The sequence below is a fragment of the Xanthomonas arboricola pv. juglandis genome (assembly GCF_905367715.1).
Classification (GTDB): Bacteria; Pseudomonadota; Gammaproteobacteria; order Xanthomonadales; family Xanthomonadaceae; genus Xanthomonas; species Xanthomonas arboricola.
Genome location: NZ_HG999362.1, coordinates 2,723,051 through 2,737,607, shown reverse-complemented (window position 1 = coordinate 2,737,607; position 14,557 = coordinate 2,723,051). Strand labels below are relative to the sequence as shown.

Below are 14,557 nucleotides of genomic sequence, written 5' to 3'. Positions count from 1 at the left end.
GCGTGCCGACAGGCGAGGGTGGCAACGTCAACGCGTTGCGACGTGGTGCCTCAGGGCAACCTGGCGTGGCGAACCATCAGTCCGCGCTGCCGGCACCGCTATTGCCGTATTCGTAGAACCGGTTGGCCGAATTGGCGCAGTTGCTGCTGCAGTACGGGCGGCTGACGGTGGAGGCATTCCACGGTGCGGTCTTGCGGATGTGGCTGCCCAGGCTGGAATTGCGCACCGTGACCTGGCCATTGGGTGAGGTGCCGTTGACGTAGGCGGACAGGCTGCTGATGCCTTCGTCCCAGGCACGCCCGAGGTAGGTCTGGTTGTCGGGTGATCCGGAGCCGGCGACGAAGCGGCTATTGATCGCCAGGAACCCGTGGGCGCTGCCCGGGCGTGTGCTCGGCGCAAAGATGTAGCCGCCACGGCTGCTGCCCAGGCGCGCGCCGGCCGAGCGGATGGTGGCGTTGTCGAACACGCCCACACCCGAGCCGAAGATGAAGTCGACATCGCCTTCGATCGTGCTGTTCTTGAAATAGGCGCGGATCACATTGGCGGCATTGGTCGCACTGATCAGCAAGGTGTCCTGATTGCCGGTCACCAGCACGTCTTCGAAGCTGGCCTGGTCGCCACGCACCGCCAGCGCGACTGCCGACTGGTTGTTGTCCTGGTAGGTGCCTTCGACGTAGTTGTTGTCCACGCGCAGGTGACGCGCCTGGAAGCCGGCGGCGCGCACGGTCAGTGTCGCGCTGTTGGAGGTGCCCACCGTGGTTGCCGCTGCATTGCTGGCACAGGGGTGACTTGCGGTGCCGGCCGGCTTGGGCGTCGGGTTGGCGTTGTTGAAGCGGATGACGGTGTCGGTGGTGTTGGTGCCCAGGCCGAACACGGTCAGCGGCGGCGCGTTGGTCGGCACGCAAACAAGTTCGGTATAGGTGCCGGCCTTGATGCTGATGTAGCGACGGGTGCTGCCGCCGGCAGCGACAGCGGCATCGATTGCCGACTGCACGGTGCGATAGCGCGTGGAGCCATCGGCGGCGACGGCGAAGTCTGCACTGAGCAGCGCGACCCCTGCAGTGGGATTCCAGTTGTCGGTGACCAGGGCGGTGATCGGGCCGGCCTTGGCCAGGGCCTTGGAGATGGTGTACGTGCTCGCCTCGCTACTGGAGAGTTGTGGGCGGCTGGCCGTGCCGGTCAAGGCGGTGGCATCGGCACTGACAAGGCTCAGCAGGACGGCGGCGATACAGGTCGTGCGCAAGGGCGATGCAGACATGAGTGGCGCTCTCTCGGAAGGGACGCAGACGATTGATGGATACGCTTCAACCGCCGGACGTCGCGTGCATGTGCCGCAACCATGGCGCAGCATGCGATCGGCGGATGCCGGTCACCGCGTCTGGGTGTTCCTGGATGGCGGAGCAATCGGCGGGGCGATCTTACTGACGTGGTCGCTACAGCGGCGCGGCGTTCAGATGCAATGTTCAAGAGCTTTAGTGGCATCACGCTCTACAACGTGACTGCGTCGCAAACAGGCACTTGGGCTGTCGTGATTTATGCAGGTGCACCATTTCACCGGAGGCGATCGCGTTGCCGCCATGTGCAGGCAGGAGTGCGCATCGTCACATGCCGTGGGCGGGGAGACTTCCAGACTGAGTCACCCGCGTAGACACGCGCATGTGAGACATCGAGATGGCAGATCCCAAAGAGCTGCAGGAAAAATTCTGGAAAGCCCTGAAGTCCGATCGCACCGTGATGCTGGGCCTGGATGGCGTGGAAGACGGGCATGCCCGCCCGATGACCGCGCAGATCGAAGGCGACAGCGGTGGTCCGATCTGGTTCTTCACCTCCAAGGACAATGCGCTGATTGCCATGCTGGGGCAGGGCCGCCGCGTCATCGGCGCCTTCAGCAGCAAGGGGCATGACCTGTTCGCCAGCATCAGCGGCTCGTTGCGCGAAGACACTGACCCGGCCGTGGTCGAGCGCCTGTGGAACCCGCATGTGGCTGCCTGGTACGAAGGCGGCAAGGACGATCCCAAGCTGGCGCTGCTGCGTCTGGATACCGATCACGCGCAGATCTGGCTCAACGGTTCCAGTCTGCTGGCCGGTATCAAGGTGTTGTTCGGCGTTGACCCGAAAAAGGATTATCAGGACAAGGTGGCGGACGTTCCGCTGCGCTGAGGCCTGCTGCACGCCTGCACGATCTTCGCGATGGTGCAGGCGTTCTCATTTCACTGCTTTCGCTTGCGCAAGCGCCGATCCAGTTGTGATGCTGGATCGGCGCTGTCAGCCTGGATTGCACACAAGAACGGTCATGGCACTGCGCGTTCACGCGCTGCCTGACAGAGGAGAAACAAGATGCAACAGATCGAAATCGGCCAGATGGTATTTCTGCGCGATGGCGAAGTCGGCGTCGGTGCCGTCCGCGAGGTGCGCAAGGATGGCGCCGAGCTGGTCATCAATATCGAGAACGGGGGCGACTTCGTGCTGCCTGCGTCGGTCGTGCGTGATGTGCATTCCGGCAAGGTGATGCTGGATGTCGAGCAACTGCCGGAAGAGGTACGCAATGCCCTGCGCCATCCGCACGACAACGAGTTGCCGACCAGCACCTATGCGGCCAGCGATCCGCAGGATGGCGCGCTCAGGTAAGTCGGCTAACTACGAACTAGGTTCAAAAGTCAGGCCGCATCCCATCGGGAAGTAAGAATGTCCGCGGCGCAGCATCGGACGGGCCCGCTGACGGCAGCGCCGGTTGCTCGGCCTCGTCCTTGAGCTGCACGCCGGACAGCTTGCGCCGGAACGATTCGCGCAGCAGGTACGCAAGTTTGTGCGTGGCTTCGGCGTAACTCAGTCCTTCGGCGCGGATATTGGAGATGCAATTGCGCGCGGCGTCGGCGAGGCCGACGCGCGGGGTATAGGTCAGATATAGGCCCAGGCTGTCGGGCGAGCTCAGCCCTGGCCGCTCGCCGATCAACACGATCACCAGACGCGCCTTGAGCAGTTCGCCGACCTCGTCGCCGATGGCGACGCGGCCTTGCGCGATCAACGCCACCGGCGCCAATGACCAGCCTTCGTGCGCAGCCAGCGCGTCGATATGCTCCAGCATCTGCGCCGCATGCCGATGCACCGCCAATGCGGAGAGTCCGTCGGCGACCACCACGGCGACATCGTGCCCGCCGCCATGGACCGCGGTCAGGCCACGCAGATGCGCGGCCGCATTCTCGCCCAGGCGCCGGCCCAGATCCGGACGTTGCAGATAGGTGTGCCGGTCCACCGCTGCGCTGTGCAGCAGAATGCTGTTCCGCCCGCGCTGTTGCAGCGCTGCCTGCAGCGGCTGTGGATCGAATGCCAGATGCACTGCATCGCGTGCCTGCGCGTGCGCAAGCTGGAAATCCAGATGCGCTGCGGTCGGCAGGCTGGTGCCGACGCGCCCCAGCGCGACGCGCGCCGGTGTGAGCTGACGCAGCTGCGCCCAGGCATCGCGCGGAGGAGTGGTCGGGCTGCTCATTGCACGCTGCCGGCGTTCAATTGCTCCAGCGCACGCCGGAACGGTGCGGGAAGCTCGCTGCCGAGTTCAAAGCGGCCATCGCGCAGGCGCAGGATGCCTTGCTGTTCCAGCCAGTGTTCGAACTCGGGCGCAGCGCGCAGGCCGAGCGCCTGGCGCGCATACAGCGCATCGTGAAACGAGGTGGTCTGGTAGTTGAGCATCACATCGTCGGAGCCGGGAATGCCCATGATGAAGTTGATGCCGGCGGTGCCGAGCAGGGTCAGCAGCACGTCCATGTCGTCCTGGTCGGCTTCGGCATGATTGGTGTAGCAGATGTCGCAGCCCATCGGCACGCCCAGCAGCTTGCCGCAGAAGTGATCCTCCAGCCCGGCACGGATGATCTGCTTGCCGTCGTAGAGATATTCCGGGCCGATGAAGCCCACCACGGTGTTCACCAGCAGCGGCTTGAACTGCCGCGCCACGGCATAGGCGCGCACCTCGCAGGTCTGCTGATCGACGCCATGATGCGCATTGGCCGACAACGCGCTGCCCTGGCCGGTCTCGAAATACATCACGTTGTCGCCGACGCTGCCGCGTCGCAGCGACACCCCGGCGTCATGGCCTTCCTGCAGCAGCGCCAGATTGATGCCGAAGCTGGCATTGGCCGCTTCGGTGCCGGCGATCGACTGGAACACCAGGTCCACCGGCACACCGCGGTTGATCGCGTCGATGGTGGTGGTGATGTGCGCCAGCACGCAGGACTGCGTGGGGATCTGGTAGCCGGCGATCACCGCATCGAGCATGCGCAGCAACGCGGTGGTGGCGGCCAGGCTGTCGCTGGCAGGATTGATGCCGATCACCGCATCGCCATTGCCGTACAACAGGCCATCGAGCACGCTGGCGGCGATGCCGGTGGCATCGTCAGTAGGGTGGTTGGGCTGTAGGCGCGTGGACAGACGACCACGCAAGCCCAGCGTGTTGCGAAAGCGCGTGACCACCCGCGTCTTCTGCGCGACCAGGATCAGGTCCTGCACGCGCATCAACTTCGAGACTGCTGCCACCATCTCCGGCGTCAGTCCGGGCGCCAACGCGGCCAGTGCCGCTTCGTCGGCCTGCGCACTCAACAGCCAGTCGCGAAAGCCACCGACGGTGAGATGCGCCACCGCGGCAAATGCGGCAGCATCGTGCTGGTCGACGATCAGGCGGGTGACCTCGTCCGATTCGTACGGCACCACCGCTTCATCGAGGAAGTGACGCAGCGGCAGGTCCGCCAGCGCCATCTGCGCAGCCACCCGTTGCAGCCCGGAGTCGGCGGCGAGCCCGGCCAGTTGGTCGCCCGAGCGCGGCGGCGTGGCCTTGGCCAGCAAGGTCTTGAGATCGGCAAACTGGAAGCGCTCGCCGCCGGCGGTAAACGCGAACCCGCTCATCTGGCACTGGCCGCAGGCGTGGCCTGGCTGCGCAAGCTCAGCACGCAACACAGCGCACCGAACAGCAGCAGGCCCACGAAGATCAGCGCCACGATCGGGTTGAACCAGACCATCGCCACCAGACACACCAGCGCCAGCAGCAGCGCGATTGCCGGGACCACCGGATAACCCGGCGCGCGAAAGCTGCGCTCCAGCTTGGGTTCGGCGCGGCGCAGCTTGAACAGGCTGAGCATGCTCATCACATACATCACGATTGCGCCGAACACCGACATGGTGATCATCGCCGCGGTCAGCGACATGCCCTGGATCTTGACCACGCTGTCGCTGCAGATCGCCGCGATGCCGATCGCGCCGCCGGCAAGAATCGCGCGATGCGGCGTACGAAAGCGCGACAGCCTGGCCAGCCCGTGCGGCAGGAACCCGGCACGCGCCAACGCAAAGAACTGCCGCGAATAGCCCAGGATGATGCCGTGGAAGCTGGCCACCAGGCCGAACAGGCCGATCCACACCAGCATATGCAGCCAGGTCGAGCTGTTGCCGACCACCGCCTTCATTGCCTGCGGCAACGGGTCGTTGATGTTGGAGAGCTGACGCCAGTCGCCGACCCCGCCCGCAAACACCATCACGCCCAGCGCCAGCACCACCAGGGTGAGGATGCCGGCGATGTAGGCACGTGGAATCGTGCGCTTGGGGTCCTTGGCCTCTTCGGCCGCCATCGCCGCGCCCTCGATTGCCAGAAAGAACCAGATCGCAAACGGAATCGCGGCAAAGATGCCGGAAATGGCGGCCGGGCCGAATACATCGCTACCGGCCCAGCCATTGGCGGCAAAGCGCGCAACGCTGAAGCCCGGCGCCACTACGCCCATGAACACCAGCAGCTCGATCACCGCCAGCAAGGTCACGATCAGCTCGAAGGTGGCGGCGATCGCCACGCCGACGATGTTCAAGCCCATGAAGATTGCATACGCGCCGATCGCGGCGATGCGCGGGTCCAGGGTCGGGAACTGCACATTGAGATAGGCGCCGATTGCCATCGCGATGGCCGGCGGCGCGAACACGAATTCGATCAGCGTGGCCAGGCCCGCCAGCATGCCGCCGTAGGTCCCGAACGCGCGCAGGCTATAGGCGAACGGCCCGCCCGCATTGGGGATGGCGGTGGTCAGCTCGGTAAAGCTGAAGATGAAGCAGGTGTACATCACCGCGACCAGCAGCGTGGTCACCAGAAAACCCAGCGTGCCGGCGGTGCCCCAGCCGTAGCTCCAGCCGAAATATTCGCCGGAAATCACCAGACCCACGGCGATCCCCCACAGTTGCCAGGTGCCCAGGGTGGGTTTGAGTTGCTCGTTGCGCATGTCGCACATCTCCTGCGGTCGGGGGAGGGGAGATGACGCAGGTCCGGCGGCTAGGCACCGGACCGACGGCCAGTGACCGATCGTCCACCGATGCCTGGCGAGGATCGACGGTCGTTCCGGTTATACCCCAAAGCCCTGCGGCGAACACAAGCGCAACGGGTGGGTCGCAGACACCATGCCGTCGTCCGCCGGCCCTGCCGACACACCGCGCGCGCTAGCTATTCGCTGCGCTCAAGCACCAGCAGCGGATCGATGCGCACATCGAACCAGTTCATCCCCCAATGCAGATGCGGCCCGGTCGCGCGCCCGGTGGCACCGACTGCGGCAATCACCTGGCCTTGCTCCACCCGGTCGCCCACCTTCACGTCGATGCGCGACAGGTGCAGAAAATTCGAGCTCACCCCGAAGCCATGGTCCAGCAGCACGGTGCCGCCGGTCAGATACAGGTCCGGCGCGGCAAAGGTCACCACGCCGGCAGCCGGCGCCTTGACCGGCGTGCCGGTGGGCACGGCGATATCCATGCCCGAGTGGCCGGCACCGGGCTGGCCGTTGTAGACCCGCGCATTGCCGAAGCGCCCGCTGATGCGGCCCTGCACCGGCCAGACGAAGGGCTGGGCGAAATCGGTGCGGGCATCGTCGCGGTCGCGCGCGGCGGTGACCTGCGCCTGCTCGCGCTTGATCCGCTCGGCGATCGCCGCAGGCGGATTGACCGTCTTGGGCGGCACGCCGTTGACGCGCTCCACCGGCCAGTCGCGTGGCGTCACCGCAATGCTGGCGGTCTGTTTGCTGCCATCGGGCCGGGTGATCTGCACCTGCAACGGGCCGCTGGCGTCGCGGCCGATGCCGAACACCACGCTGCCATAGCCACTGACCCGCAAGCTGCGGCCGGCGTACTGCACCTGGCTGCCCGCCGGCACCTTGCCGATCACCAACGCGCCCTGCGAAGCGCTTTGCGGAAATACCACCTCCGTAGCGTCGGCAGACTGCGCAGCGACGCTGCCGACAGCGAGCGAGAGCGGCGCCAGCGCAAGCCAGGCGCCAAACAGAGCTGCGCGCATCAGCGGTCGAAGGTCAGGCGTTGACCGGCGGCACTGCCAATCAATTGTTCGCCATCCCACACCTGCTGGCCGTTGACCCAGGTCGCGGCGATGCGCGAGCGGAACGTGGTGCCCTCGAACGGCGACCAGCCGCACTTGGACAGCACCTGCTCGCGCTTCACGGTGAACGGAGTGTTGTCGATCATCACCAGGTCGGCGAAATAGCCTTCGCGCAGGAAGCCGCGTTCTTCCACATCGAACAGCTGCGCCGGCGCATGCGCGAACTTCTGCACGATGCGGGTGATCGGCAGCTTGCCCTCATGCACCAGCTCCAGCGCGGCGACCAGCGCGTACTGCACCAGCGGCAGGCCGGAGGGCGCCTGTGCGTAGGGCTTCTGCTTTTCTTCCCAGGTATGCGGCGCGTGGTCGGTGGCGAGCACGTCGATGACATCCTCGGCCAGCGCCTGGATCAGTGCCAGGCGGTCGTCGGCGTCCTTGATTGCGGGGTTGCACTTGATCAGGTTGCCCAGCCGCGCGTAATCGCTGCGGTCGAAGCGCAGGAAGTGGATGCAGGTCTCGGCGGTGATGCGCTTGCGCAGCTTGCCCTCGGCATCGACCAGCGGGCCGGCCTCGAACAGCGCCAGCTCGTCGGCGGTGGAGATATGCAGCACGTGCAGGCGGGTGTTGTGCTTGCGCGCCAGCGACACCGCCAGCAGCGAGGACTTCAGGCAGGCCTCGCGCGAGCGGATGTCCGGATGCATCTCCGGGGTCAACGCGTCGCCGTACTTCTCTTTGTACTGCGCCAGCGTCGCATCGATGGTGGGGGTGTCTTCGCAGTGGGTGATGATCGGCGTCGGCGCGTCGCGGAAGATCGCGTCCAGCGTCTCGGGGTTGTCGACCAGCATGTTGCCGGTGGAGGCGCCCATGAACACCTTGATGCCCGGGGCGGTCTTCGGGTCCAGTGTCTGGATCGCGGCCAGATTGTCGTTGCTGGCGCCCATGTAGAAGCCGTAGTTGGCCCAGGCGCGCCCGGCCGCCGCGTCGTACTTGGCCTGCAGTGCGGCCGCGTCCAGGGTCGGCGGATTGGTGTTGGGCATGTCCATGAAGCTGGTCAGGCCACCGGCCACCGCGGCGCCGGATTCGGTCGCGATATCGCCCTTGTGGGTCAGGCCCGGCTCGCGGAAGTGCACCTGGTCGTCGATCATGCCCGGCAGCACCCAGCGTCCGGCCGCGTCCACCACGGTATCGCCTGCGGCTGGGGCGATCTTGCTGGCGATCTTGGCGATGCGGCCGGCTTCGATCAGCAGATCGGCGTCGAATTCCTTGCCTTCATTGACCAGGCGGGCGTTGACGATGAGGGTTCGGCTCATGGATGAGGTCCTTTGCAACTGCAGGAAGGGGAAACGGGCGAGGACCCGGACGCGGGCGCGTCGGGGACGGGATCGAACCCGCCCGGATGAAAGGGATGGCAGCGGCCGAGCCGGCGTGCGGCCAGCCAGCAACCGCGCAGCGGGCCGAAGCGGCCGATCGCGGTCATCGCATATTCCGAGCAACTGGGCGCAAAACGGCAGCGCGGCCCCAGCAGGGGGCTGATGAACCGCTTGTAGAAGCGCAGCAGCGCGATGAGCAGGCGTGAGATCACTTGCCAATGATATGCCACTTGGATTAATACGTGGTTGCCGGGGGTCCGTGGGGTAAGCTATAAAGGCCCGCTTTCCCGGGCCCCGGGGGAACCAAGGATGAGCGTTTCGTGGCTGCTAAAAAACCTGCAAAAAAGGCCGTAGAGGCCGCCAAGAAGTCCGCCAAACCCGTTGCGAAGAAGGCAGCGGCGCCTGCCGCTGCAAAACCGGCCGCCAAGCAGGTCAAGCCGGCTGCCAAGCAAGCGGTTGCCAAGAAGGCAGCTGCGAGCAAGACCGCGGCCAAGCCGGCGCCGGTCGCCAAGACCGCAGCGTCCAAACCCGCGGCCGCCAAACCTGTAAAATCTCCTGTCGCCAAGAGTGCTGCCAAGCCGGCGGCGAACAAGGCAGCTCCGGCTGCCGCCAAACCGGCCGCCAAGCCGGTGGCGCCCAAGTCCGTACCGAAGCCGGCTACCAAGTCGACTCCGGCCAAGTCAGTCCCGGTCAAGGCTGAAAAGTCCGCGCCCGCACCGGCCTCCAAGGCCGTCCCTGCGAAGCCGGCAAAGCCTGCGACCCCGCCACTTAAGAATCCCGTGCCCGTTTCGAAATCTTCAGCAAAAACGCCAACCAAAACCGAAGCCCCCGCCAAGCCCGCCGCGACCCGTCCGGTCGGCAAGGTGGCCGTGGCCGTGACCTCCAAGCCGGCCAGCCCGACTCCCAAGACCAAGTACAAGGTGGTCGAGTACAAGACCGATGAAGCCACCGGTCGTCCGATCCTGCCGCAGGGCTACAAGCCTGCAGCCGATGAGGAGTACATGAGCAAGCTGCAGCAGGAGTACTTCCGTCAGCGTCTGCAGAGCTGGCGCAACGACCTGGTCGAAGAGTCCAAGCAGACCATCGAAAACCTGCGCGAAGAAGTGCGCGACATCGGCGACGAAGCCGAGCGTGCCACGCGCGAGACCGAGAACTCGCTGGAGCTGCGCACCCGCGACCGTCATCGCAAGCTGATCGGCAAGATCGACAGCACGCTCAAGCGTCTGGAAGACGGCGACTACGGCTACTGCGTGGACACCGGCGAAGAGATCGGCATCGACCGTCTGGAAGCGCGTCTGACCGCCGAGCGCACCATCGACGCCCAGGAGCGTTGGGAGCACCTGCAGAAGCAGCAGGGCGACTGATCGTTCGACAGGGTCAGGCCTTGTCCGTCGACTGAAAGACCCCGCCATGTGCGGGGTTTTTTATGCGCATCGCGCGAGCGCAACGGGCGTTGCAGCCATCGACACGCCTGGCGCGTGTCGTGCGGCCAGGCGTGTCGATTGGGTGATGTCGATCAGACCGGCGGGCACCGTCGCAGACCTCACTGCCGCAGACCTCACTGCAGGTCGCGCAGATCCAGCTTGCGCAGCTTCGGCGCCTTCCACGCGGTGGTGGCGACCACGCCCAGGGTCACGCAGCCGCCGATCACCACCGCCGGCACCAGGCCGACCAGGCGTGCCATCACGCCGTCGTAGAACGCACCCAGCTCGTTGGACGAGCCGATGAAGATGCCGTTGATCGACGACACCCTGCCGCGCATCGCATCGGGCGTGGCCAGCTGCAGGATGGTCTGGCGCACCACCACCGACACCCCGTCGCACATGCCGTAGACCAGCAGGATCGCCGCCGACAGCCAGAAGTGCCGCGACAGGCCGAAGGCGATCGTGCACAGCCCGAAGCCGGCCACCGACAGCATCAGGATGCGCCCGGCATTGCGCTGCAGCGGGTGCCGCGCCAGCCACACCCCGACCACGATCGAGCCCAGCGCCGGGGCGCCGCGCAGGATGCCCAGGCCTTCCGGGCCGTAATGCAGGATGTCGTGGATGAAGGCGGGCAGCATCGACACCGCGCCGCCCAGCAACACCGAGAACATGTCCAGCGCCATCGCGCCCAGCATGATCTGGTTGGACAGCACGAACTGCGCGCCTTCGGCGATGCTGCGGAAGATCGGCGCACGCGGGCCTGCGTTGACCGGCTCGCTGACACGCAGCAGCGCCAGCGCCAGGATCGCCACCAGCGCTACGCCGGCGGCCACGCCATAGGCCAGGCCCTTGCCGCCCCAGCCGACCAGTACGCCGCCCAGCGCCGGGCCGATCACCATGCCGGCCTGGAAGGTGACGCTGCCGATGCTGGCGCCGCGGGCGAACGCCTCGCGCGGCAGCGCACGTGCGAACAGCGCGTTATAGACCGGCGACAGGAACGAGCGCGCTGCACCGGTCAGTGCGATGGCCGCGTAGATCGGCCATACGCCCTGCACCGGCAGCCAGCCATGGGTGATGGCCAGCAGCAGCAGTGCGGTGGCGACCAGGCCCAGCACCGCGACCATGCCGAGGCGTCGGCGCGGCAGATGATCGACCAGATAGCCGGCAAACGGCGCGATGCAGAAGAACGGCAGGATCTCCGCCAGGCCGATCAGCCCGAGCGAGAGCGGATTGCGGGTGATCTCGTAGATATGCCAGCCGACCGTGACCGCGACGATCTGGTACGACAGCATCGCTGCCACGCGATACAGCAGCACCAGGCCGAAGCCGGGGTGGGCCAGCAGCGTACGCAGCGAGGCGGCGGGCGAGGGCGTTGGCGTGCTCACTGCTGGGCGCGGGCGGTGTCGCGGATGAAGGCCAGCATTGCCGCCACGCCATTGCTGCGGGTCGGCGACAGGTGCTTGGCCAGCCCGATGCCGGCGATGTAGTCCGGCTCGGTGGCCAGGATCTCCTGCGCGCTACGCCCGGAGTACACGCGCAAGGCCAGATAGATCAGCCCGGAGACGATCGCCGAGTCGCTGACGGCGTGGAAGTCCAGCCGCTCGGCATTGCCCTCGGGCACGATCCACACCATCGACTGGCAGCCATGCAGGCGGTGTTCTTCGGTCTTCCACTGTTCGGGGAAGCTGGGCAGCTTGCGGCCCAGGTCGATCAGGTACTGGTAGCGCTCGGACCAGTCGCCGAAGAAGGAGAACTCCTCGGCAATGGCGGCCTGTGCGTCGACGGCGGTGGGTTCAAGCGGGAAGGGGGTGGTGGTCATCAAACATCCAGAATCGGTCGGTGATAGCGCTGCCCGGCGACACCGCAATGGTGCCCCTCTCCCGCCGGGGCGAGAAGGCGCTGTTTGCGCGCCATGGGCGCGCGTGCCTTGGAGCGCCCGCGCCGCCAGCGCGGGCCGGGGCGCGGAGCAGGGGTTGGGATGAGGGTACGGGCGAAGCCTCGCTGGAATTCGATGCGGGTGGCTTCGCTCTTACCGCAAGGAAGGTGCATGTGGCTGCGCTCGCACCCTGATCCGCCCCTGCGGGGCACCTTCCCCCAAAGGGAGAAGGGAGGAGGGTCATGCGCGCTTCCAGCGCACGCCTTGCGGTGTGTCTTCCAGCACGATGCCTTCGTCGGCCAGCTGCGTGCGGATGGCGTCGGCGCGGGCGAAATCCCTGGTTTTCTTGGCGGCATTGCGTTCTTCGACCAGCGCAGTGATGCGCGCATCGTCGCCGGCGTCGGTGCCGCGCGAGAACCAGGCGGCCGGATCCTGCTGCAGCAATCCCAGTGCCTGGCCTGCGCCGAGTAGCCGCGACTTCAGGCTGGACAGCTCGGCGGTGCCTACCGATGCGTCGTCGCTGCCCTGTGCGAGTTGGGTGCGCAGCGCGCGGGCCTCGGAGGCGATGCTGGCGATGACCGACAGCGCAAGCGGAGTGTTGAGGTCGTCGTCGAGCGCGGCTTCCACCTCGTCAGGAATCGTGGCCGGCTGTGCGGGGGCGATCCCGGCAGCGTGTTCGGCCGCGGCCAGGTCGCGCAAGGTGCCGTAGAGCCGGTCCAGCGTGTTCTTGGCCTGTTCGATCAGGCCATCGGACCAGTCCAGCGGCTGCCGGTAATGCGCGCTCAGTAGCGCGTAACGCAACGCCTCGGGCGGGTGCCGGGCGATCAGGTCGTGCACGGTCTCGATGTTGCCCAGCGACTTGCTCATCTTGGCGCCGCTGAAGTTGAGCATGCCGTTGTGCAGCCAGAACCGCGCGAACGTGGCGCCGCCATGCGCGCATTCGCTCTGCGCGATCTCGTTCTCGTGATGCGGGAACTGCAGGTCCACGCCGCCGGCATGGATGTCGATGGTCGGGCCCAGGTGCGCGGCAGCCATCGCCGAGCATTCGATATGCCAGCCCGGGCGGCCGCGGCCCCAGGGCGAGTCCCAGCCGGGCAACTCGTCGCTGGAGGGCTTCCACAGCACGAAGTCGCCTGGGTCGCGCTTGTACGGCGCCACGTCCACGCGCGCGCCGGCCAGCATCTCGTCCGGATCGCGGCGCGAGAGCTTGCCGTAATGCTCGAAGCTGGCCACCGCGAACAGCACATGGCCTTCGGCGGCATAGGCATGCCCGTTGGCAATCAGCTGCTCGATCATCGCCACGATCTGCGGGATATGCGCGGTCGCTTCCGGTTCGATGTCCGGCGGCTGCACGCCGAGCGCGGCCATGTCCTGGCGGTAGATCGCGGCGAAGCGGTCGGTGATGGTCGAGATCGGCACGCCCTGCGCCTGCGCGGCGGCGTTGATCTTGTCGTCCACGTCGGTGATGTTGCGCGCGTAGCGCAGCGCGCCATAGCGCCGGCGCAGCAGGGCGGCCAGCACATCGAACACGACCGGGCCACGGGCGTTGCCGATATGCGCGTAGTTGTAGACGGTGGGGCCGCACACATACAGGGTGGGGCTGGACGGATCGAGCGGTGCGAACGGCTCGACCCGCCGCGTCAGGTTGTTGTGCAGGCGCAGGCTCATCGGCATCTGAAAAAGGATAACCGGGCGATTCTAGCCGGTCGCGGCGGTGTGGCGAACCAACCGCACGCGCGCAGCAGCACCGGTGACCGGATGGGCTGCGTTCAGCCCAAGGGATCGCAAGCTCCATACACTTACGTATTGCCTGGCTGCGCCCTCCTGGTACTGATGCGACCTTCCCCGTTCTTCCTGCTGCTAAGTGTGTTCGCCTGGCAGGCATCGTCAGCGCACGCGGCAGAAACCGATCCCAAGAACCGGGTGGTGGTGATCGAGAACGTGAAGCTGGATTACGCGCAGGTGCTCAATGTCGAGCCGGTCTACCAGACCCTGCGTGCCACCCGCATGGAAGAACAGTGCGAGGCCGAGCAGGTCGCACCGGTGGTCGTGACACCCGCCGAGGACGAGGGCCGCATCAACCGGATGGTGGATTCGGTCAAGGAGATGTTCTCCCGTCGCCCCGAGCCGGCGTCCGTGCCGATGGCGGTGCCGCCGACCAGCACGCGACGCAACTGCCGGGTGGTGGAGGTACCGCGCGAGTTCCGGCGGCCGATCGCCTTCGACGTGGATTACGTCTACAAGGGCACCAAGTACCGTTCGCGACTGCCGGAAGACCCGGGTAACCGGCTGCGCATCCGCGTCTCGGTCACCCCCTACATCCCCGACGCCATCGTCGCGCCGCCGCGCTGAGCCGCGCGGCGGTTGCGCCGTACCCGCATGCATGCGAGGATTCGCGCCCTATGTACGCAAACGCCTTTCAGCACGACACCAGCGCCGCCCGGATGGCCTCCGGCATGACCTCGCGTGCCCGCCGACCGGAATCCCACATTTTCGCTGGGTGACCGGAGCGTTTTGCTGTTCCGCCGTTGAAAACCCAGCCCGC

14 protein-coding genes are annotated in these 14,557 nt (G+C 66.4%); 4 read left to right on the top strand and 10 right to left on the bottom strand.

Annotated elements, in window-relative coordinates:
* Window positions 1-76: 76 nt before the first annotated feature.
* On the bottom strand, window positions 77-1,216 hold the full coding sequence (locus tag KHN93_RS11945; RefSeq protein ID WP_244812250.1) for a putative acyl-CoA thioester hydrolase: 1,140 nt from the start codon (window positions 1,214-1,216) through the stop codon (window positions 77-79).
* Window positions 1,217-1,671: 455 nt separating this feature from the next.
* On the opposite strand from KHN93_RS11945, the gene KHN93_RS11940 reads away from it, so the two are divergent.
* A complete protein-coding gene (locus tag KHN93_RS11940; protein ID WP_024940409.1) occupies window positions 1,672-2,160 on the top strand; it encodes a pyridoxamine 5'-phosphate oxidase family protein in 489 nt (162 codons plus the stop codon).
* Window positions 2,161-2,337: 177 nt separating this feature from the next.
* On the top strand, window positions 2,338-2,628 hold the full coding sequence (locus KHN93_RS11935) for a hypothetical protein (RefSeq protein WP_104626441.1): 291 nt from the start codon (window positions 2,338-2,340) through the stop codon (window positions 2,626-2,628).
* Window positions 2,629-2,650: 22 nt separating this feature from the next.
* Here KHN93_RS11935 and eutC read toward each other — a convergent pair whose 3' ends face one another.
* The 6 genes from eutC to yidD form a co-directional block, all read right to left on the bottom strand.
* Window positions 2,651-3,487 carry an ethanolamine ammonia-lyase subunit EutC gene (eutC, locus tag KHN93_RS11930; RefSeq protein ID WP_211920172.1) on the bottom strand — a complete coding sequence of 279 codons (837 nt, stop codon included), beginning with the start codon at window positions 3,485-3,487 and terminating at the stop codon, window positions 2,651-2,653.
* Window positions 3,484-4,893 carry an ethanolamine ammonia-lyase subunit EutB gene (locus KHN93_RS11925; protein WP_211920170.1) on the bottom strand — a complete coding sequence of 470 codons (1,410 nt, stop codon included), beginning with the start codon at window positions 4,891-4,893 and terminating at the stop codon, window positions 3,484-3,486. Before KHN93_RS11925 ends, eutC begins: the two co-directional genes overlap by 4 nt.
* Window positions 4,890-6,254: an ethanolamine permease gene (eat, locus tag KHN93_RS11920; RefSeq protein ID WP_211920168.1), complete on the bottom strand. Its 1,365-nt coding sequence runs from the start codon at window positions 6,252-6,254 to the stop codon at window positions 4,890-4,892. Before eat ends, KHN93_RS11925 begins: the two co-directional genes overlap by 4 nt.
* Window positions 6,255-6,463: 209 nt before the next feature.
* Window positions 6,464-7,303: a M23 family metallopeptidase gene (locus tag KHN93_RS11915; protein ID WP_161961451.1), complete on the bottom strand. Its 840-nt coding sequence runs from the start codon at window positions 7,301-7,303 to the stop codon at window positions 6,464-6,466.
* Window positions 7,303-8,652, bottom strand: coding sequence for a dihydroorotase (locus KHN93_RS11910; RefSeq protein ID WP_065047289.1), 1,350 nt, complete (start codon window positions 8,650-8,652; stop codon window positions 7,303-7,305). The genes KHN93_RS11915 and KHN93_RS11910 overlap by 1 nt, the downstream gene beginning before the upstream one ends.
* Window positions 8,649-8,942 carry a membrane protein insertion efficiency factor YidD gene (gene yidD, locus KHN93_RS11905; protein ID WP_039521874.1) on the bottom strand — a complete coding sequence of 98 codons (294 nt, stop codon included), beginning with the start codon at window positions 8,940-8,942 and terminating at the stop codon, window positions 8,649-8,651. The genes KHN93_RS11910 and yidD overlap by 4 nt, the downstream gene beginning before the upstream one ends.
* Window positions 8,943-9,032: 90 nt before the next feature.
* Between yidD and dksA the strand changes: the two genes are divergently transcribed.
* Window positions 9,033-10,076 (top strand): RNA polymerase-binding protein DksA, encoded by a 1,044-nt coding sequence (gene dksA, locus KHN93_RS11900; protein ID WP_065047287.1) that lies wholly within the window; start codon window positions 9,033-9,035, stop codon window positions 10,074-10,076.
* 194 nt (window positions 10,077-10,270) lie between these two features.
* Here dksA and KHN93_RS11895 read toward each other — a convergent pair whose 3' ends face one another.
* The 3 genes from KHN93_RS11895 to cysS all read right to left on the bottom strand — a co-directional run bounded on the left by KHN93_RS11895 (window position 10,271) and on the right by cysS (window position 13,680).
* A complete protein-coding gene (locus KHN93_RS11895; protein ID WP_039521872.1) occupies window positions 10,271-11,521 on the bottom strand; it encodes an MFS transporter in 1,251 nt (416 codons plus the stop codon).
* Window positions 11,518-11,955 (bottom strand): SufE family protein, encoded by a 438-nt coding sequence (locus tag KHN93_RS11890; protein ID WP_016903219.1) that lies wholly within the window; start codon window positions 11,953-11,955, stop codon window positions 11,518-11,520. Before KHN93_RS11890 ends, KHN93_RS11895 begins: the two co-directional genes overlap by 4 nt.
* Before the next feature lie 297 nt (window positions 11,956-12,252).
* The gene (cysS, locus tag KHN93_RS11885) at window positions 12,253-13,680 is read right to left on the bottom strand and encodes a cysteine--tRNA ligase (RefSeq protein ID WP_065047285.1); all 1,428 of its coding nucleotides are present in this window, start codon (window positions 13,678-13,680) and stop codon (window positions 12,253-12,255) included.
* A 186-nt stretch (window positions 13,681-13,866) separates the two neighbouring features.
* Between cysS and KHN93_RS11880 the strand changes: the two genes are divergently transcribed.
* Window positions 13,867-14,364, top strand: coding sequence for a glycine zipper 2TM domain-containing protein (locus KHN93_RS11880; RefSeq protein WP_039529889.1), 498 nt, complete (start codon window positions 13,867-13,869; stop codon window positions 14,362-14,364).
* Window positions 14,365-14,557: the final 193 nt, after the last annotated feature.

Coding starts and splice junctions, on each gene's coding strand:
- KHN93_RS11890 (WP_016903219.1), bottom strand. CDS start 11,955: ATGACCACCACCCCCTTCCCGCTTGAACCCACCGCCGTCGACGCACAG.
- KHN93_RS11925 (WP_211920170.1), bottom strand. CDS start 4,893: ATGAGCGGGTTCGCGTTTACCGCCGGCGGCGAGCGCTTCCAGTTTGCC.
- KHN93_RS11910 (WP_065047289.1), bottom strand. CDS start 8,652: ATGAGCCGAACCCTCATCGTCAACGCCCGCCTGGTCAATGAAGGCAAG.
- eutC (WP_211920172.1), bottom strand. CDS start 3,487: ATGAGCAGCCCGACCACTCCTCCGCGCGATGCCTGGGCGCAGCTGCGT.
- cysS (WP_065047285.1), bottom strand. CDS start 13,680: ATGAGCCTGCGCCTGCACAACAACCTGACGCGGCGGGTCGAGCCGTTC.
- KHN93_RS11915 (WP_161961451.1), bottom strand. CDS start 7,303: ATGCGCGCAGCTCTGTTTGGCGCCTGGCTTGCGCTGGCGCCGCTCTCG.
- KHN93_RS11940 (WP_024940409.1), top strand. CDS start 1,672: ATGGCAGATCCCAAAGAGCTGCAGGAAAAATTCTGGAAAGCCCTGAAG.
- eat (WP_211920168.1), bottom strand. CDS start 6,254: ATGTGCGACATGCGCAACGAGCAACTCAAACCCACCCTGGGCACCTGG.
- KHN93_RS11935 (WP_104626441.1), top strand. CDS start 2,338: ATGCAACAGATCGAAATCGGCCAGATGGTATTTCTGCGCGATGGCGAA.